Source organism: Streptomyces sp. NPDC127038 (assembly GCF_042725875.1).
Classification (GTDB): domain Bacteria; phylum Actinomycetota; class Actinomycetes; order Streptomycetales; family Streptomycetaceae; genus Streptomyces.
This window is the reverse complement of record NZ_JBHXDQ010000063.1, coordinates 18,670-37,349: the sequence shown is the minus strand read 5'-3', so window position 1 is coordinate 37,349 and position 18,680 is coordinate 18,670. Positions and strand designations below refer to the sequence as shown.

General features: G+C 71.1%; 16 protein-coding genes. 11 read left to right on the top strand and 5 right to left on the bottom strand.

Annotation, left to right across the window (positions count from 1 at the left end):
- Positions 1–51: 51 nt before the first annotated feature.
- A complete protein-coding gene (locus ACFWI4_RS32485; RefSeq protein WP_387203627.1) occupies positions 52–840 on the top strand; it encodes a phosphatase in 789 nt (262 codons plus the stop codon).
- Positions 841–941: 101 nt separating this feature from the next.
- Here ACFWI4_RS32485 and ACFWI4_RS32480 read toward each other — a convergent pair whose 3' ends face one another.
- The 4 genes from ACFWI4_RS32480 to ACFWI4_RS32465 form a co-directional block, all read right to left on the bottom strand.
- Positions 942–1,913 carry a cation diffusion facilitator family transporter gene (locus ACFWI4_RS32480; RefSeq protein WP_385407105.1) on the bottom strand — a complete coding sequence of 324 codons (972 nt, stop codon included), beginning with the start codon at positions 1,911–1,913 and terminating at the stop codon, positions 942–944.
- Between the two features lie 22 nt (positions 1,914–1,935).
- Positions 1,936–2,808, bottom strand: a complete 873-nt coding sequence (gene tesB, locus ACFWI4_RS32475; protein ID WP_365733904.1) for an acyl-CoA thioesterase II — start codon at positions 2,806–2,808, stop codon at positions 1,936–1,938.
- A 34-nt stretch (positions 2,809–2,842) separates the two neighbouring features.
- Positions 2,843–4,000, bottom strand: a complete 1,158-nt coding sequence (locus ACFWI4_RS32470; protein WP_355988824.1) for an acyl-CoA dehydrogenase family protein — start codon at positions 3,998–4,000, stop codon at positions 2,843–2,845.
- 109 nt (positions 4,001–4,109) lie between these two features.
- Positions 4,110–4,736: a TetR/AcrR family transcriptional regulator gene (locus ACFWI4_RS32465; protein ID WP_387203624.1), complete on the bottom strand. Its 627-nt coding sequence runs from the start codon at positions 4,734–4,736 to the stop codon at positions 4,110–4,112.
- A 96-nt stretch (positions 4,737–4,832) separates the two neighbouring features.
- On the opposite strand from ACFWI4_RS32465, the gene ACFWI4_RS32460 reads away from it, so the two are divergent.
- From ACFWI4_RS32460 to ACFWI4_RS32445, 4 genes are read left to right on the top strand one after another with little or no spacing between them, the layout of a single operon-like run.
- Entirely contained in the window at positions 4,833–6,449 is a 1,617-nt protein-coding gene (locus tag ACFWI4_RS32460; protein ID WP_387203621.1) for a carboxyl transferase domain-containing protein, read from the top strand.
- Positions 6,450–6,457: 8 nt separating this feature from the next.
- Positions 6,458–8,389 (top strand): acetyl/propionyl/methylcrotonyl-CoA carboxylase subunit alpha, encoded by a 1,932-nt coding sequence (locus ACFWI4_RS32455; protein WP_387203618.1) that lies wholly within the window; start codon positions 6,458–6,460, stop codon positions 8,387–8,389.
- Positions 8,386–9,345, top strand: coding sequence for a hydroxymethylglutaryl-CoA lyase (locus tag ACFWI4_RS32450; RefSeq protein WP_387203615.1), 960 nt, complete (start codon positions 8,386–8,388; stop codon positions 9,343–9,345). The genes ACFWI4_RS32455 and ACFWI4_RS32450 overlap by 4 nt, the downstream gene beginning before the upstream one ends.
- An 11-nt stretch (positions 9,346–9,356) precedes the next feature.
- Entirely contained in the window at positions 9,357–10,517 is a 1,161-nt protein-coding gene (locus ACFWI4_RS32445) for an acyl-CoA dehydrogenase family protein (RefSeq protein WP_387203660.1), read from the top strand.
- A gap of 81 nt (positions 10,518–10,598) precedes the next feature.
- Here the strand turns inward: ACFWI4_RS32445 and ACFWI4_RS32440 are convergent, their stop codons facing one another.
- Positions 10,599–11,027, bottom strand: coding sequence for a hypothetical protein (locus ACFWI4_RS32440; protein ID WP_385407123.1), 429 nt, complete (start codon positions 11,025–11,027; stop codon positions 10,599–10,601).
- A gap of 248 nt (positions 11,028–11,275) precedes the next feature.
- Here ACFWI4_RS32440 and ACFWI4_RS32435 point away from each other — a divergent pair, with 248 nt between their 5' ends.
- The 6 genes from ACFWI4_RS32435 to ACFWI4_RS32410 all read left to right on the top strand — a co-directional run bounded on the left by ACFWI4_RS32435 (position 11,276) and on the right by ACFWI4_RS32410 (position 18,449).
- Entirely contained in the window at positions 11,276–12,325 is a 1,050-nt protein-coding gene (locus ACFWI4_RS32435) for an ABC transporter substrate-binding protein (RefSeq protein ID WP_387203612.1), read from the top strand.
- 44 nt (positions 12,326–12,369) lie between these two features.
- On the top strand, positions 12,370–13,236 hold the full coding sequence (locus tag ACFWI4_RS32430) for a siderophore-interacting protein (RefSeq protein ID WP_387203609.1): 867 nt from the start codon (positions 12,370–12,372) through the stop codon (positions 13,234–13,236).
- A 174-nt stretch (positions 13,237–13,410) separates the two neighbouring features.
- Positions 13,411–14,877: a lysine decarboxylase DesA gene (desA, locus tag ACFWI4_RS32425; protein WP_387203606.1), complete on the top strand. Its 1,467-nt coding sequence runs from the start codon at positions 13,411–13,413 to the stop codon at positions 14,875–14,877.
- A gap of 4 nt (positions 14,878–14,881) precedes the next feature.
- Entirely contained in the window at positions 14,882–16,138 is a 1,257-nt protein-coding gene (locus ACFWI4_RS32420) for a lysine N(6)-hydroxylase/L-ornithine N(5)-oxygenase family protein (RefSeq protein WP_387203657.1), read from the top strand.
- A complete protein-coding gene (locus ACFWI4_RS32415; RefSeq protein WP_387203603.1) occupies positions 16,135–16,680 on the top strand; it encodes a GNAT family N-acetyltransferase in 546 nt (181 codons plus the stop codon). Before ACFWI4_RS32420 ends, ACFWI4_RS32415 begins: the two co-directional genes overlap by 4 nt.
- The gene (locus ACFWI4_RS32410) at positions 16,677–18,449 is read left to right on the top strand and encodes an IucA/IucC family protein (RefSeq protein ID WP_387203600.1); all 1,773 of its coding nucleotides are present in this window, start codon (positions 16,677–16,679) and stop codon (positions 18,447–18,449) included. Before ACFWI4_RS32415 ends, ACFWI4_RS32410 begins: the two co-directional genes overlap by 4 nt.
- Positions 18,450–18,680 lie beyond the last annotated feature (231 nt).

The window sequence follows — 18,680 nt, the reverse complement described above, 5'->3', positions numbered from 1 at the left end:
GCGACCGGGACGGCCGCGCCCCGGGCCCGGGCGCACCGGCACAATGGTGCTATGCCGATACCCGGGACGCCCAGCCGCGCCGAACTCGTCGACCATCTCGTGAAGACCCGTATCGCGGGCGATGTCGCCACGCCCCGCGAGAACAACCTCTCCCACTACCGCAAGCTGGCGAACGGCGAGCGCAACTGGTGGCTCGGTCTGGAACTCGGCGACCGCTGGAACGACGAGCAGGACGTGCTCGCGGTGATGGCGGAGCGGGTCGGGGTGAACGACGACCCGGAGTACCGCTACGGCCAGGACACCATCGACCCCGAGCTGACCGTGGACGCGCTGGACCGGCTCGCGGCCCGGCTGCGGAAGGCGGCCGAGGACCGGCAGCGGGTGCTGTTCGCGACCGGTCACCCCGGCGGGCTGCTGGACGTGCACCGGGCCACCGCCGCCGCCCTGCGCGCCGCCGGCTGCGAGATCGTGGTGATCCCCGACGGGCTCCAGACGGACGAGGGCTACGTCATGCAGTTCGCGGACGTGGCGGTCCTGGAGCACGGCGCCACGCTGTGGCACACCCATTCGGGCGAGCCGATGCGCGCGATCCTGACCGCGCTGGAACGGGAGGGCCGCCCGCTGCCCGACCTGGTCGTGGCCGACCACGGCTGGGCCGGCTTCGCTGGGCAGCACGGGGTGGACTCCGTGGGCTACGCCGACAGCAACGACCCGGCGCTCTTCCTCGCCGAGTCGGAGGGCACGCTCCAGGTCGTGGTGCCGCTCGACGACCACGTCCTCAGCCCGCGCCACTACGACCCGATGACGGCCTACCTGCTCGGTGCGGCGGGCCTGGTCTGAGACCCGGCCCGCGGTCCCGGCCCGGCGACCGCCCCGGGGGCACGCTCCGCGCGAGCGGCCCCCGGACGACGACCGTCGCCCCGGGCGGCCCGGTGGCCCGTTCACGGCCAGGGGTTCAGCCCCTCGGACCGCCGCTGCGCGTAGCCCGGCGTCGGGTCCAGGTACACCCGGCTCACCACGGGGAACACCTCACGGATCCGGTCCTCGGCCCGTTCGCAGGCCCACTCGATCTGGGCGGCGGTCGAGGCGTCCCGGAAGTCGACCTTGGCGGCGACGAGCGCCTCGCGCGGCCCCTGCACCAGCGTGATCAGCTCCAGTACGGCCTCGACGTGCTCCAGCTCCAGCAGCTCCGCCCGGATCCGCTCGCGCACGGTCCTGGGCAGCGGCCGTCCGATCAGCAGCTCGGCGTTGGAACGGCCGAGCACCCAGGCGACGTAGAGCAGCAGGAGCCCGATGAGCAGCGAGGCGATGCCGTCGAAGACGCCCGATCCGGTGAGCTGGCCGCCGAGCAGGCCGCCCGCGGCGAGCACCAGTCCGACGAGCGCCGCCGAGTCCTCCATGACGACGGCCTTGACCGCCGTGTCGGGGGTGCGCCGGAGGTAAGTCCGGAAGGGGGCGTCGACGCGGGCGGCCTCGCCGCGCGCCTGCCGCAGTCCGGTCCGCAGGGAGAAGCCCTCCAGGCAGAACGCGACGGCCAGCACGATGTACGACACGAGCGGGTCGCCGGGCTCCTCCCCCGCGACCAGGGAGTGGATGCCGTCGTAGATGGAGAAGACCGCGCCGCCGACGAAGGTGGCGACGGCGGCGAGGAGCGCCCAGATGTAGCGCTCGGGGCCGTAGCCGAGGGGGTGGTCCTCGTCGGCCGGTTTCTCGCTGCGTTTGAGGGCGGTGAGCAGCAGCAGTTCGGTGACGGTGTCGGCGACGGAGTGGGCGGCCTCCGACAGCATCGCGCTGGAGCCGCTGATGACGCCGGCGACCGCCTTGGCGAGGGCGATCCCGAGGTTGGCCGCGGCGGCGACGATCACCGTGGAGACGCTCTCGCCGCTGCCGGGGTCCTGTGCTGCGTCGGTCATGCCCCAGTCTTACCGGGAACGGCTACCGGGGGACGCGGACCACGCCCTCCTGGATCACCGAGATGGCCAGCCGGCCGTCCTGGGTGTAGATCCGGGCCTGGCCCAGGCCCCGGCCGCCCGACGCGGACGGCGACTCCTGGTCGTAGAGCAGCCACTCGTCGGCGCGGAAGGGCCGGTGGAACCACATCGCGTGGTCCAGGGAGGCGCCGACGACGTCTCCGGTGACCCAGCCGCCGCGCCCGTGGGCGAGCAGGATGGAGTCGAGGAGCGTCATGTCCGAGACGTAGGTGGCGAGGACGACGTGCAGCAGGGGGTCGTCCGCGAGCTTGCCGTTGGTGCGGAACCAGACCTGCGAGCGCGGCTCGCGGGGCTCGCCGACGGTGCCGTACGGGGGCGGGTCGACATAGCGCAGGTCGACGGACTCACGGGCCTCCAGGATGCGCTCCACCACCTCGGCGTCGGTGAAGACGTCGGCGTACAGCGGGAGCAGCTCGGCGGCGGTGGGCAGCGTCTCCGGGTCGGGCGCGGGCGGCATCGGGGCCTGGTGCTCCATGCCCTCCTCGTACGCCTGGAAGGAGGCGGAGAGGTGGAAGATCGGCTGTCCGTGCTGGACCGCGACCACCCTGCGGGTGGTGAAGGAGCGGCCGTCGCGGATGCGGTCCACGGAGTACACGATGGGCGCCCCGGGGTCGCCGATCCGCAGGAAGTACGCGTGCAGGGAGTGGGCGAGCCGGTCCTCGGGGACCGTGCGCCCGGCGGCCACGAGTGCCTGGGCCGCGACCTGTCCGCCGAAGACCCTGGGGACGACGGCGGACCGGGAACGGCCGCGGAAGATGTTCTCCTCGATCCGCTCGAGATCGAGCAGATCGAGGAGATCCTGAAGTGCCTCGCTCATAAGGCAGTTGTACCGCGCAGTCTTTTCTCGGACCTTACAGGCCCATGTCCTTGGCGATGATCGTCTTCATGATCTCGCTGGTGCCGCCGTAGATGCGGTTGACCCGGTTGTCCGCGTACAGGCGGGCGATCGGGTACTCGTTCATGAAGCCGTAGCCGCCGTGGAGCTGGAGGCAGCGGTCGATGACGCGGTGCGCGACCTCGGTGCAGAACAGCTTGGCGCTGGCGGCCTCGGCCGGGGTCAGCTCGCCGGCGTCGAGGGCCTCGAGGGCGCGGTCGGCGACGGCCTCGGCCGCGTCCACCTCGGCCTGGCAGGCGGCCAGCTCGAACTTGGTGTTCTGGAAGGAGGCGACCGACTTGCCGAAGACGGTGCGCTCCTGGACGTACTCCTTGGCGAACCGGACGGCGGCCTTGGCCTGCGCGTAGGCGCCGAAGGCGATGCCCCAGCGCTCCGAGGCGAGGTTGTGGCCGAGGTAGTAGAAGCCCTTGTTCTCCTCGCCGAGCAGGTCCTCGACGGGCACCTTCACGTCGACGAACGCCAGCTCGGCGGTGTCGGAGGTCTTCAGGCCGAGCTTGTCGAGCTTGCGGCCGATGGAGTAGCCCTCGGACTTGGTGTCCACGGCGAACAGGGAGATGCCGAAGCGGCGGTCCTCGGCGGTGGGCGCGGAGGTGCGGGCGCAGACGATCACGCGGTCGGCGTGGACGCCACCGGTGATGAAGGTCTTGGAGCCGTTGAGGACGTAGTGCGTGCCGTCCTCGGAGAGCTTGGCGGTGGTCTTCATTCCCGCGAGGTCGGAGCCGGTGCCCGGCTCGGTCATCGCGAGGGCCCACATCTCCTCGGCGCTGACGAACTTCGGCAGGAAGCGCTTCTTCTGCTCGTCGCTGGCGAGCATCTTGATGTAGGGCAGGCCGAGCAGCACGTGCACACCGGAGCCGCCGAACTGGACACCGGCGCGCGCGGTCTCCTCGTACATCACGGCCTCGAACTTGTACGAGTCGATGCCGGCGCCGCCGAACTCCTCGTCCACCCGGATGCCGAAGACGCCGAGCTCGGCGAGCTTGTAGTAGAAGTCGCGCGGCGCCTGGCCGGCGGCGAACCACTCGTCGTAGACCGGGACGACCTCGGCCTCGATGAAGGCGCGCAGGGTCTCCCGGAACGCCTCGTGGTCCTCGTTGAACACAGTACGGCGCACCGCCGCCACCTCCGCCTGGATACCTGGTGTTATGTCTAAGCGCTTGCTCAGATATGAGGTTACCCGCCGGTCACGAGCGCCGTCCAGGGGTCGGCCCCCGAGACGCTCGTCACGCCCCCGGAGCCACGGCCGCCGCGCCGAACGCCCCCCGCGCCATCCGGTGCAGCAGCTCCGCCGTGCCCGCGCGCCCGGGAAGCGCGCCCGGCCGCCCGAGGTGCGGGGTCGAGTTCAGGAGGCCGAAGACCGAGTGCACGGCCGAACGGGCGGCGGGCTCGGCCAGCTCCGGGTACACCTCGCGGACCACCTCCACCCACAGCTCCACGTACTGCCGCTGGAGCTGGCGCACCAGCTTGCGGTCGCTGTCCCGCAGGCGGTCCAGCTCGCGGTCGTGCAGGGTGATCAGAGGGCGGTCGTCGAGCGCGAAGTCGATGTGCCCCTCGATGAGCGAGTCGAGCAGGCCCTCGGCGCCGCCCTCGGCACCTCCCCCGGAGCCCGCCCTGGCCTCCGCCACCCGGCGCCGGCCGCCCGTGAGCAGCTGCCCGCTGATCCCCACCAGCAGCTCGGCGAGCATCGCGTCCTTGCCGGCGAAGTGCCGGTAGAGACCGGGGCCGCTGATGCCGACCGCCGCTCCTATCTCGTCGACTCCCACGCCATGGAAACCGCGTTCGGCGAACAGCCGCGCGGCCTCCCTGAGGATCTGCTCGCGCCGGGTGGGGGCGTCGGTTCTGGTGGCCATGAAAACAATTCTAGACATCGCGGTTAGCGGTCGTTAACCTGAAGGAGTTGCGTTAACGCTCATTAACTGGTGGACCACTGGTGAGGGGACCGCAGGATGCAAGAGGCACCGGAGCTGACGAGCGCGGCGGACCCCGCGTCGGAGGCCTGGAGGGCCAACGAGGCGGCACACCGCTCGCTGGGCGAGGAGCTGCGCCGCAAGCTGGGCGCGGCACGGCTCGGCGGCGGTGAGAAGGCACGCGCGCGGCACACCGCGCGCGGCAAGCTGCTGCCCCGCGACCGGGTGGACACCCTGCTGGACCCCGGCTCCCCGTTCCTGGAGCTGGCGCCGCTCGCCGCCGACGGGATGTACGACGGGGCGGCCCCGGCCGCCGGTGTCATCGCCGGGATCGGCCGGGTGAGCGGGCGCGAGTGCGTGATCGTCGCGAACGACGCCACCGTCAAGGGCGGCACGTACTACCCGATGACGGTCAAGAAGCACCTGCGCGCCCAGGAGGTGGCGCTGGAGAACCGTCTGCCGTGCCTGTACCTCGTGGACTCCGGGGGCGCCTTCCTGCCCATGCAGGACGAGGTGTTCCCCGACCGCGACCACTTCGGGCGGATCTTCTACAACCAGGCGCGGATGTCCGGCGCCGGCATCCCCCAGATCGCGGCCGTCCTCGGCTCCTGCACGGCCGGCGGCGCCTACGTGCCCGCCATGAGCGACGAGGCCGTGATCGTCCGCAACCAGGGCACGATCTTCCTCGGCGGTCCGCCGCTGGTGAAGGCCGCCACCGGCGAGGTCGTCACGGCCGAGGAGCTGGGCGGCGGCGAGGTCCACTCGCGGGTGTCGGGCGTCACCGACCACCTCGCCGAGGACGACGCGCACGCGCTGCGGATCGTCCGGAACATCGTCGCCACGCTCCCCGCGCGCGGGACGCTCCCCTGGGAGGTCACCGCGGCCGTCGAGCCCAAGGTCGACCCGCACGGGCTGTACGGCGCGGTGCCGGTCGACTCGCGCACCCCGTACGACGTGCGCGAGGTCATCGCGCGCGTGGTCGACGGCTCGCGCTTCGCCGAGTTCAAGGCCGAGTTCGGGCAGACCCTGGTCACCGGCTTCGCGCGGATCCACGGCCACCCGGTCGGGATCGTCGCCAACAACGGCATCCTGTTCTCCGAGTCGGCCCAGAAGGGCGCCCACTTCATCGAGCTGTGCGACCAGCGCGGCATCCCGCTGGTGTTCCTCCAGAACATCTCCGGGTTCATGGTGGGCCGCCAGTACGAGGCGGGCGGCATCGCCAAGCACGGCGCCAAGATGGTCACGGCCGTCGCCTGCACCCGGGTCCCGAAGCTGACCGTCGTGATCGGCGGCTCGTACGGCGCGGGCAACTACTCGATGTGCGGCCGGGCCTATTCGCCGCGCTTCCTGTGGATGTGGCCCGGGGCCAAGATCTCCGTCATGGGCGGCGAGCAGGCCGCGTCGGTCCTCGCGACCGTCAAGCGCGACCAGATCGAGGCGCGCGGCGAGTCCTGGCCGACCGGGGACGAGGAGGACTTCAAGGACCCGATCCGCCGCCAGTACGAGCAGCAGGGCAGCGCCTACTACGCGAGCGCCCGGCTCTGGGACGACGGTGTGATCGACCCGACGGAGACCCGGCAGGTCCTCGGACTCGCCTTGACCGCCTGCGCCAACGCGCCCCTGGGTGACCCCCAGTTCGGCGTCTTCCGGATGTGAGGGGACCCATGTTTGACACGGTGCTTGTGGCCAACCGGGGCGAGATCGCCGTACGGGTCATCCGTACGCTGCGCGCGCTCGGCGTGCGCAGCGTGGCCGTCTTCTCGGACGCCGACGCCGACGCCCGGCACGTCCGGGAGGCCGACACCGCGGTACGGATCGGACCGGCGCCCGCGTCGGAGAGCTATCTGTCGGTGACGGCGCTGCTGGAGGCGGCGGCCCGCACCGGCGCCCAGGCCGTCCACCCCGGCTACGGCTTCCTCGCCGAGAACGCCGCCTTCGCGCGGGCCTGCGCGGAGGCCGGACTGGTCTTCATCGGCCCGTCCGCCGAGGCGATCTCCCTGATGGGCGACAAGATCCGGGCCAAGGAGACGGTGAAGGCGGCCGGCGTCCCGGTCGTCCCCGGCTCCTCGGGCAGCGGTCTGACGGACGCGGAGCTGATCGCGGCCGCCCGTGAGATCGGTGTCCCGGTGCTGCTGAAGCCCAGCGCGGGCGGTGGCGGCAAGGGCATGCGCCTGGTGCGGGACACCGAGGTCCTGGCCGACGAGATCGCGGCCGCCCGGCGCGAGGCACGGGCCTCCTTCGGCGACGACACGCTGCTCGTCGAGCGCTGGGTCGACCGGCCCCGGCACATCGAGATCCAGGTCCTGGCGGACGGGCACGGCAACGTCGTGCACCTCGGCGAGCGCGAGTGCTCCCTCCAGCGCCGCCACCAGAAGATCATCGAGGAGGCGCCCAGCGTGCTCCTGGACGAGGCCACCCGGGCCGCGATGGGAGAGGCGGCCGTCCAGGCGGCCCGCTCCTGCGGCTACCGGGGCGCGGGCACGGTGGAGTTCATCGTCCCCGGCGGCGACCCTTCCTCGTACTACTTCATGGAGATGAACACCCGCCTCCAGGTGGAGCACCCGGTCACCGAGCTGGTCACCGGCCTCGACCTGGTCGAGTGGCAGCTGCGGGTCGCCGCGGGCGAGCGTCTGCCGTACGGGCAGGAGGACATCACCCTGACCGGCCACGCGGTGGAGGCCCGCATCTGCGCCGAGGACCCGGCGCGCGGCTTCCTGCCCTCCGGCGGCACCGTGCTCGCGCTGCACGAGCCCGAGGGCGACGGGGTGCGCACCGACTCGGGCCTGTCCGAGGGCACCGAGGTCGGCAGCCTCTACGACCCGATGCTCTCCAAGGTCATCGCGTACGGCCCCGACCGCCCGACCGCGCTGCGCAGACTCCGGGCCGCCCTCGCGGGGACGGTCACGCTCGGCGTCCAGACGAACGCGGGCTTCCTGCGCCGGCTGCTGGCCCACCCGGACGTGGTGGCGGGCGACCTGGACACCGGACTGGTCGAGCGGGAGGCGGACGGACTGGTCCCGGACGGCGTTCCGGAGGAGGTGTACGAGGCGGCGGCGGCCGTCCGGCTCGCCGCGCTGGCCCCGGCGGGCGAGGGCTGGACCGACCCGTTCTCGGTGCCGAGCGGCTGGCGGCTCGGCGGCACCCCGAAGCCGGTGGGCTTCTCCCTGCGGGTCGTGGACCCGGTGGAGTACACCCCGCGCGGCACCCACACGGTCACCGCCGACCGGGTCGCGGTCACGCTCGACGGGGTGCGGCACACCTTCCACCGGGCCGGCGACTGGATCGGCCGCGACGGCGACGCCTGGCACGTGCGCGACCACGACCCGGTGGCCGCGTCGCTCACCGGAGCCGCGCACGCCGGTGCCGACTCGCTGACCGCGCCGATGCCCGGCACGGTGACGGTCGTGAAGGTCGCCGTCGGCGACGAGGTGGCCGCCGGGCAGAGCCTGCTCGTGGTCGAGGCGATGAAGATGGAGCACGTCATCTCCGCGCCGCACGCCGGGACGGTCAGCGAACTGGACGTCACCCCGGGCACGACGGTCGCCATGGACCAGGTCCTCGCGGTCATCACCCCGGCCGAGGAGGAGACGGCGTGAACACCTCCGAACTCGGCCTGCCGATGCCCGTACCGGCCCAGGACCTGCCCGCCCGGGTACGGATCTACGAGGTCGGCGCGCGCGACGGGCTCCAGAACGAGAAGGCGACCGTACCGACCGAGGTGAAGGCGGAGTTCGTCCGGCGCCTCGCGGACGCGGGCCTGACCACGATCGAGGCGACCAGCTTCGTCCACCCCGGGTGGGTGCCCCAACTGGCCGACGCGGAGCAGCTGTTCCCGCAGGTCGCGGACCTTCCGGTGGCACTGCCGGTGCTGGTGCCCAACGAGCGCGGTCTTGAGCGGGCGCTCGCGCTCGGCGCCCGGCACGTGGCGGTCTTCGCCAGTGCCACGGAGTCCTTCGCGAAGGCCAACCTCAACCGGACGGTCGACGAGGCGCTCGCCATGTTCGAGCCGGTGGTGAGCCGTGCGAAGGAGGCGCGGCTCACCGTGCGCGGCTATGTCTCGATGTGCTTCGGCGACCCCTGGGAGGGGGCGGTCCCGGTCCATCAGGTGGTCCGCGTGTGCCGGGCGCTGATGGACATGGGCTGTGACGAGCTGAGCCTCGGCGACACGATCGGCGTGGCGACGCCGGGCCATGTGCAGGCCCTGCTCGCCGAGCTGAACGAGGAGGGCGTGCCGACCAGCGCGCTCGGCGTGCACTTCCACGACACCTACGGCCAGGCGCTGTCCAACACCCTGGCCGCCCTCCAGCACGGCGTCGCCACCGTCGACGCCTCCGCGGGCGGCCTCGGCGGCTGCCCGTACGCGAAGTCCGCGACGGGCAACCTCGCGACGGAAGACCTCGTGTGGATGCTCCAGGGCCTCGGTATCGACACCGGGGTCGACCTCGGCCGCCTCACCGCCACGAGCGTGTGGATGGCCGGACGACTGGGCCGACCCAGCCCGTCCCGCACCGTCAGAGCACTCGGTACCCCGACTCAGTCCCACCAGGAGTGAACAGCATGTCCCTGGACCACCGGCTCTCCCCCGAGCTCGAAGAACTCCGCCGTACGGTCGAGGAGTTCGCCCACGACGTCGTGGCACCGAAGATCGGCGACTTCTACGAGCGGCACGAGTTCCCGTACGAGATCGTGCGGGAGATGGGCCGCATGGGCCTGTTCGGGCTGCCGTTCCCCGAGGAGTACGGCGGCATGGGCGGCGACTACCTCGCCCTCGGCATCGCCCTGGAGGAACTGGCCCGGGTCGACTCGTCCGTGGCCATCACCCTGGAGGCCGGCGTCTCGCTCGGCGCCATGCCGATCCACCTCTTCGGCACCGAGGAGCAGAAGCGGGAGTGGCTGCCGCGGCTGTGCTCCGGCGAGATCCTGGGCGCCTTCGGTCTGACCGAGCCGGACGGCGGCTCGGACGCGGGCGCGACCCGCACCACGGCCCGTCTCGACCCCGAGACGAACGAGTGGGTCATCAACGGCAGCAAGTGCTTCATCACCAACTCCGGCACGGACATCACGGGCCTGGTGACGGTCACCGCGGTCACCGGCCGCAAGCCCGACGGCAAGCCGCTGATCTCCGCGATCATCGTGCCCTCCGGCACCCCCGGCTTCACGGTCGCCGCCCCGTACTCGAAGGTCGGCTGGAACGCCTCCGACACCCGTGAGCTGTCCTTCGCGGACGTACGGGTCCCGGCGGCCAACCTGCTCGGCGAGGAGGGCCGCGGCTACGCGCAGTTCCTGCGCATCCTGGACGAGGGCCGCATCGCCATCGCGGCGCTGGCCACGGGTCTGGCGCAGGGCTGTGTCGACGAGTCGGTCAAGTACGCCAAGGAGCGGCACGCGTTCGGGCGGCCGATCGGCGCCAACCAGGCGATCCAGTTCAAGATCGCCGACATGGAGATGAAGGCGCACATGGCCCGCGTGGGCTGGCGCGACGCCGCGTCCCGTCTCGTCGCGGGCGAGCCCTTCAAGAAGGAGGCGGCGGTCGCCAAGCTGTACTCCTCCACGGTCGCCGTCGACAACGCCCGTGACGCCACCCAGGTCCACGGCGGCTACGGCTTCATGAACGAGTACCCGGTCGCCCGCATGTGGCGCGACTCCAAGATCCTGGAGATCGGCGAGGGCACGAGCGAGGTCCAGCGCATGCTGATCGCGCGGGAGTTGGGCCTCACGGGCTGAGCAGGGAGTCACGTGCCCGCGGCTCCCGGACATCGCCGGGAGCCGCGGAGACCGCCGGACGCGGGGCGCCCGGCGGGACTGTCAGGTGTGGCCGGTGCGCAGCCAGTCCCGGCAGTAGTTCAGCTCGTGGTCACCCTCGAAGGTGGCGACCTCGATACCGACGTCGTACATCCCGGCCGAGTAGCGGGCCGTCGTACGCAGGGTCAGGCTGTGGTCGTACCCGCTGTAGTTGTGGTGCCACGGCCAGGGCGTGAGCACCGCTCCGCCGTCGTTCTTGGCGATCAGCCGGATGGCCACGTTGTGGCCGTCCGACTTGGCGTCGTACACGGACAGGATGACGTCCAGGCTCGTCGCACCGCTGGCCCAGCCGTTGATCGTGCCGGCGCCCGACGAGGACGAGGTGTCGCAGTACAGCGTGTACGAGTCGGCGGAAGCCGGAGCGGCCGCCATCCCCACGGTCAGCGCGGCCCCCGTCACCGCCAGCGCGAGCCCCTTCTTGTATCCGTTCACGTTCCCCCTTCATGCCTTACCGGTCGTCAACTCGCCCTGAGGCGAGCTTCATTGATGAACAGTAAGGATCAAGAAAAATGCCGACAACCGATTTCGGCATGCGCATGAGGTGACTCGCGCCACGGTGGCACCCGGCCCGCACGGGGCCGACGGGACCCGCCCTCTGGACAAGTGGTGAGGTTAGGCTAACCTACCTTCGAACTCGTCCGGCGGGTATCTGCCGCCCCGTGCCGAAAGCAGTCACACTCATGCCCAACGCCCGTGCCACCCACCTCACCCGTCGCGGAATCCTCGCCGCGGGCGGCGCCCTCGGCCTCGGTGCCGCCCTCGCCGCCTGCGGTGGCGGCAACGACTCGAAAAGCGGTGGCTCGGAGTCGGCGAAGGCCGCCGCGAAGTCCGGCCCCTGGACCTTCAAGGACGACCGCGGCACGACCGTGAAGCTGGACAAGGCGCCGGCGAACATCGTCGCCTTCACGGGTGTCGCCGCCGCTCTGTTCGACTACGGCATCGAGGTCAAGGGTGTGTTCGGCCCGACGAAGACCAAGGACGGCAAGCCCGACGTCCAGGCCGGCGACATGGACATCAGCAAGCTGACGATCCTGGGCAACGAGTGGGGCCAGTTCAACATCGAGAAGTACGCGGGCCTGGCCCCCGACCTCCTCGTCTCGACGATGTTCGACACCGCCGGCACCCTCTGGTACGTCCCCGAGGAGTCCAAGGACAAGATCCTCAAGCTGGCCCCGAGCGTCGGCGTCTCCGTCTACGACGTCCAGATGCCCCAGCCGCTCCAGCGCATGCTCGCGCTCGCCGAGTCCCTCGGCGCCGACGTGCGGTCCGCGAAGATCACCGCCGCGAAGAAGAAGTTCGAGACGGCCGCCGAGCGCCTGCGCAAGGCCGCCAAGGCCCGCCCCGAGATCAAGGTGCTCGCCGGCAGCGCGAGCCAGGACATCTTCTACGTCTCCGGCTCGAACCTCTCCATCGACCTGGAGTACTTCAAGGCCCTCGGCGTGAACATCGTCGAGCCCTCCGCCAAGGCCCTGAAGGCCAGCGGCGGCTGGTTCGAGAACCTGAGCTGGGAGAACGTCGACAAGTACCCGGCCGACATCATCATCATGGACGACCGCACCTCGACCATCCAGCCGGCCGACATCACCGAGGCCACCTGGAAGAAGCTGCCCGCCGTCAAGGCCGGCCAGGTCATCGCCCGCACGCCCGAGCCGATCCTGTCGTACGACAAGTGCGCCCCGATCCTCGACCGGCTCGCCGAGGCCATCGAGAACGCCAAGAAGGTCGCCTGACCCGGCCCCTCCCGTGACCGCCTGACTCCACCTCAGGAGCACCCATGACGACGGCCGTGGCCGCCCCGTTCCGTTTCTTCTCCCTCAGGGTCGCGACGACGAGGCGGCTCGGCCCGTCTCTGGTCCGGGTGACCTTCACGGGACCCGATCTGCGCGCCTTCCACTCGCACGGGCGCGACCAGTCCCTCTCCCTGTTCCTGCCGCACCCCGGCCAGAGCGAGCCCGCCGTGCCCTACGAGCTCGGCGACACGTGGTGGCAGGGCTGGCGCGAACTGCCCGACGACGTAAGGGCGGTGATGCGCTCGTACACCCTGCGCGCGCTGCGCCGGGACCCCGACGAGATCGACATCGACTTCGCGCTGCACGGAACGGAGCCGGACGCGGCCGTCCCCGCGGGACCCGCCTCGCGCTGGGCCTCGGCGGCCCGGCCCGGCGACCGTGTCGTCCTGCTCGGGCCGGCCGTCGAGGACAACCGCGCCATCCGCTTCCGGCCGCCCGCCGACACCGACCTCGTGCTCCTGTGGGGCGACGAGACCGCCGTCCCCGCGGTCTCCGCCGTCCTGGAGTCGCTGCCGGCCGGACTGCGCGTCCGGGCCTGGCTGGAGGTCCCCCACGCCGCCGACATCCAGGACCTGGAGACGGCGGCCGACGCCGAGATCACCTGGCTCGTGCGGGACGAGCGGGCCGACGCGGGCCCCGCGGGCACCCCTCTCGCCCTCGAAGCGCTGAGGGCCGCCCGGTTCCCGCCCCATGAGGCGCCGTACGCCTGGATCGCGGGCGAGTCCGGCTGCGTGAAGGAGCTGCGCCGCCATCTCGTGCGCGACCGGGGCATCGACCGCCGCCGGGTCACCTTCGTGGGCTACTGGCGGCGCGGACTGAGCGAGGAACAACTCCGGGAGCGGGGCGAGTAGTTCGCGAGAGGGCCGGCACGGCCGACGGACACGCGCGGACCGGCGCGCGCCGCGGAATACACAGGTGGGGCGGGGTCGCCGCTCGACTTAGGTTAGGCTAACCTAAGTTGAACGTCGCGACTTCGCCCCTTCTCCTGTCCCGCTCGGACTCTCCCCCGCACGGAGGACCCTCACATGCGCTCGCACCTGCTCAACGACACCACCGCGGACCGGTATCGCCGCTCCGTGACCGAAGGCGTCGAGCGGGTGGCGGCCAGACTCGCCACCACCGACCGCCCGTTCACGGGTGTCACGGTCGACGACCTCGCTCCCCGCATCGAGCGGATCGACCTCGACAAGCCCCTGCACGACACCACGGCCGTTCTCGACGAGCTGGAAGAGGTCTATCTCCAGGACGCGATCTACTTCCACCACCCCCGCTACCTCGCCCACCTCAACTGCCCGGTGGTCATCCCCGCGGTGCTCGGCGAGGCCGTCCTGTCCGCCGTCAACTCCTCGCTGGACACCTGGGACCAGTCCGCAGGCGGCACCCTCATCGAGCGCCGGCTCATCGACTGGACCAACGAGCGGATCGGCCTCGGACCGGCCGCCGACGGCGTGTTCACCAGCGGCGGCAGCCAATCCAACCTCCAGGCCCTGCTGCTGGCCCGCGAGGAGGCCAAGCCCGGCGGCCAGGAGGGGGACACGGCGGACGGACTCGGCCGACTGCGCGTCTTCGCCTCCGAGGTCAGCCACTTCAGCGTCAAGAAGTCGGCCAAACTCCTCGGCCTCGCCCCCGACGCCGTCGTCACGATCCCCGTCGACCACGACAAGCGCATGCAGACCGTCGCCCTGGCCCGCGAACTGGAGCGCTGCCGGCAGGACGGCCTCGTCCCCATGGCCGTCGTCGCCACCGCGGGCACCACCGACTTCGGCTCCATCGACCCGCTGCCCGAGATCGCCGAACTCTGCTCCCAGTTCGGGGTGTGGATGCACGTCGACGCCGCCTACGGCTGCGGACTGCTCACCTCGCTGAAGAACCGGGACCGCATCGACGGCATCGAGCGGGCCGACTCCGTCACCGTCGACTACCACAAGTCCTTCTTCCAGCCCGTGAGTTCCTCGGCCGTGCTGGTCCGGGACGCCGCGACCCTGCGCCACGCCACCTACCACGCGGAGTACCTCAACCCGCGCCGCATGGTCACCGAGCGCATCCCCAACCAGGTCGACAAGTCCCTCCAGACCACCCGCCGCTTCGACGCCCTCAAGCTGTGGATGACGCTGCGCACGATGGGCGCCGACGGCATCGGCGAGCTCTTCGACGAGGTCTGCGACCTGGCCGTCGAGGGCTGGAGACTGCTCGCCGCCGACCCGCGCTTCGACGTCGTCGTGCGGCCCTCGCTCTCCACCCTCGTCTACCGCTACATCCCGGCCGCCGTCACCGACCCGGCCGAGATCGACCGCGCCAACCTCTACGCCCGCAAGGCCCTGTTCGCCTCAGGCGACGCCGTCGTCGCCGGCACCAAGGTCGGCGGACGCCACTACCTGAAGTTCACCCTGCTCAACCCCGAGACCACCAAGGACGACATCGCCGCCGTCCTCGACCTGATCGCCGGCCACGCCGAGCAGTACCTGGGAGAGTCCCTTGACCGCGCTTGCTGAACCCATGGACACCGCCTACGACTTCGTGGGCATCGGCCTCGGGCCCTTCAACCTCGGCCTCGCCTGCCTGACCGAGCCGATCACCGAACTCAGCGGTGTCTTCCTGGAGTCGAAGCCCCACTTCGAGTGGCACTCCGGCATGTTCCTGGACGGGGCGCACCTCCAGACCCCGTTCATGTCGGACCTGGTAACCCTCGCCGACCCCACCTCCCCGTACTCCTTCCTCAACTACCTGAAGGAATCGGGCCGTCTGTACGCGTTCTACATCCGGGAGAACTTCTACCCGCTGCGGGTCGAGTACGACGACTACTGCCGCTGGGCCGCCGGCAAGCTGAGCAGCGTCCGCTTCGGGACCACGGTCACCGAGGTGACGTACGAGGACGAGCTGTACGTCGTGCGCACCGCGGCCGGTGACGTGTTCCGCGCCCGGCGCCTGGTCCTCGGCACCGGCACCTCGCCGCACGTCCCCGACGCCTGCGCGGACCTCGGCGGCGACCTGATCCACAACTCCCGCTACATGCAGCACAAGCGGGAGCTCCAGACCAAGGACTCGATCACCCTGGTCGGCAGCGGCCAGTCCGCCGCCGAGATCTTCTACGACCTCCTCGCCGAGATCGACGTCCACGGCTACCGGCTGAACTGGGTGACCCGCTCGCCGCGCTTCTTCCCCCTCGAATACACCAAGCTGACCCTGGAGATGACCTCCCCGGAGTACATCGACTACTTCCACGCGCTGCCCGAGGCGACCCGCTACCGCCTCCAGTCGGAGCAGAAGGGCCTGTTCAAGGGCATCGACGGGGAGCTGATCGACGCGATCTTCGACCTGCTCTACCAGAAGAACCTCGGCGGCCCGGTCCCCGCCCGGCTGCTGACCAACTCCTCGCTGGAGAGCGCCCGGTACGACCAGGGCACGTACACCCTGGGCTTCCGCCAGCAGGAGCAGGGCAAGGACTACGAACTGCGCTCGGCGGGCCTGGTCCTGGCCACCGGCTACCACTACGCCGAACCCGCGTTCCTGGCCCCGGTCCGCGACCGCCTCCGCTACGACACCCGGGGCAACTTCGACGTGACCCGCAACTACTCCATCGACGTCACGGGCGGCGGGATCTTCCTCCAGAACGCCGGAGTCCACACCCACTCGATCACCTCACCGGACCTCGGCATGGGCCCGTACCGCAACGCGTCCATCATCCGCGAACTGCTCGGCACCGAGTACTACCCGGTCGAGAAGACCATCGCGTTCCAGGAGTTCTCCGTATGACCCTCAAGACCGCCGTCGGCACCTTCACCGTCCGTCCCCTCGACCCCGTCGGGGACGCCCCGTTGCTGCACCGGTGGGTGACGCATCCCAAGGCCGCTTTCTGGATGATGCAGGGGGCGCGGCTGCACGACGTGGAGCGGGAGTACATGGCCATCGCGGCCAGTGAGCACCACGAGGCACTTCTCGGGCTCCTGGACGGGGAGCCCGTCTTCCTGATGGAACGCTACGACCCCCGGTACGTCGAACTCGTCGGCCTGTACGAGCCGGAGCCGGGCGATGTCGGCATGCACTTCCTGGTCGCGCCGAGCGACACTCCCGTGCACGGCTTCACCCGGGCCGTGATCACCGCGGTGATGGAGGAGCTCTTCGCCGATCCGGCCGTGCGCCGGGTCGTCGTCGAGCCCGACGTGGCCAACTCGGCCGTGCACGCCCTCAACGAGGCCGTCGGCTTCGTGCCCGTACGCGAGATCCGGAAGCCCGAGAAGAAGGCGCTGCTGAGCTTCTGCACCCGGGAGATGTTCGAGAAGGCGGTGGCCGCGTGAACCCCGTCGAGAGCACCGGCCACCTCTCCCCCGAGCGCTGGGCCGTCGCCAACCGGCTCCTGCTGCGCAAGGCGCTCGCCGAGTTCGCCCACGAGCGGCTGATCAGCCCGCGCGTTCTGCCGGACGGCCGCTACGAGGTCACCGGCGACGACGGCCTGACGCGCTACCGCTTCACCGCGACCCGGCGCCTGCTCGACCACTGGCAGGTGTCCGCCGAGTCCATCACCCGCCACCGTGACGGCGTCGAACTCCCGTTGTCCGCGCTGGACTTCTTCATCGAGCTGAAGAAGTCGCTCGGCCTGAGCGACGAGATCCTGCCGGTCTACCTGGAGGAGATCTCCTCGACGCTCGCGGGCACCTGCTACAAGCTCACCAAGCTGAGGGTCACGGTCCGCGAGCTGGCCGGCGCCGGGTTCCAGGCCGTCGAGACCGGGATGACCGAGGGGCACCCCTGCTTCGTCGCCAACAACGGGCGGCTCGGTTTCGGCGTGCACGAGTATCTGTCGTACGCCCCGGAGACCGCGGCCCCGGTCCGGCTGGTGTGGCTGGCCGCGCACCGCTCACGGGCCGCGTTCACCGCGGGCGTCGGGATCGACTACGAATCCTTCGTACGGGACGAGCTGGGTGCCGGGACGGTCGAACGGTTCGACGCGGTCCTGCGCGAGCAGGGCCTCGACCCCGGGGACTACCTGCTCATACCCGTCCACCCCTGGCAGTGGTGGAACAAGCTGTCGGTGACGTTCGCCGCCGAGATCGCCCAGCGGCGCCTGGTATGTCTCGGCGAGGGCGACGACGAGTACCTGGCCCAGCAGTCCATCCGGACGTTCTTCAACACCAGCAGCCCGGACAAGCACTATGTGAAGACGGCCCTGAGCGTCCTCAACATGGGCTTCATGCGCGGTCTGTCCGCCGCCTACATGGAGGCGACCCCGGCCATCAACGACTGGCTGGCCCAGCTCGTCGAGAGCGACCCGGTCCTCAAGTCCACCGGACTGTCGGTCATCCGCGAGCGGGCGGCCGTCGGCTACCGGCACCTGGAGTACGAGGCGGCCACCGACCGGTACTCCCCGTACCGCAAGATGCTGGCCGCGCTGTGGCGCGAGAGCCCGGTCCCCTCGCTCCGGGACGGCGAGTCCCTGGCGACGATGGCCTCCCTCGTCCACGTCGACCACGAGGGCGCCTCGTTCACCGGCGCGCTGATCGAGCGGTCGGGCCTGACGCCGGTGGAGTGGCTGCGCCGCTATCTGCACGCCTACCTCACCCCGCTCCTGCACAGCTTCTACGCCTACGACCTGGCCTACATGCCGCACGGCGAGAACGTCATCCTGGTGCTGGAGGACGGGGTGGTGCGGCGGGCCGTCTACAAGGACATCGCCGAGGAGATCGTGGTGATGGACCCGCAGGCGGTGCTGCCGCCCGCGGTCGAGCGGATCCGGGTCGACGTGCCCGAGGACACGAAGCTGCTGTCGGTCTTCACGGACGTCTTCGACTGCTTCTTCCGGTTCCTGGCCGCCCAGCTGGCCGAGGAGGGGATCCTCGCCGAGGAGGACTTCTGGCGGACGGTCGCCGAGTCGGTGCGCGCCTACCAGGAGGCGACGCCCGAACTGGAGGACAGGTTCCGGCAGTACGACCTGTTCGCGCCCGAGTTCGCGCTGTCCTGCCTCAACCGGCTCCAGCTGCGCGACAACCGGCAGATGGTCGACCTGGCGGATCCCTCGGGGGCCCTCCAGCTGATCGGCACCCTGAAGAACCCGCTCGCCGGGTTCTGAGCACCGGGCCGGGGCTCCGCCAGGAGCCCCCGAGACGGGCGGGGTGGGCGGCGGCCGGGGGGGCGGTGGGGGGGCGGGGGGGGGGGCCGGGGCGGGGGGGGGGGGCGCCTCGGTCCCCCCACCCGCCCCCGGCCCGGGGGGGGGCCGGGGGGGGGGGGGGGGGCGCGGGCCCCCCCCACGGCTCTAGGGTGCGAAGTCGTGCGGCCCGATCCGAGGAGGAGCGATGAAAGC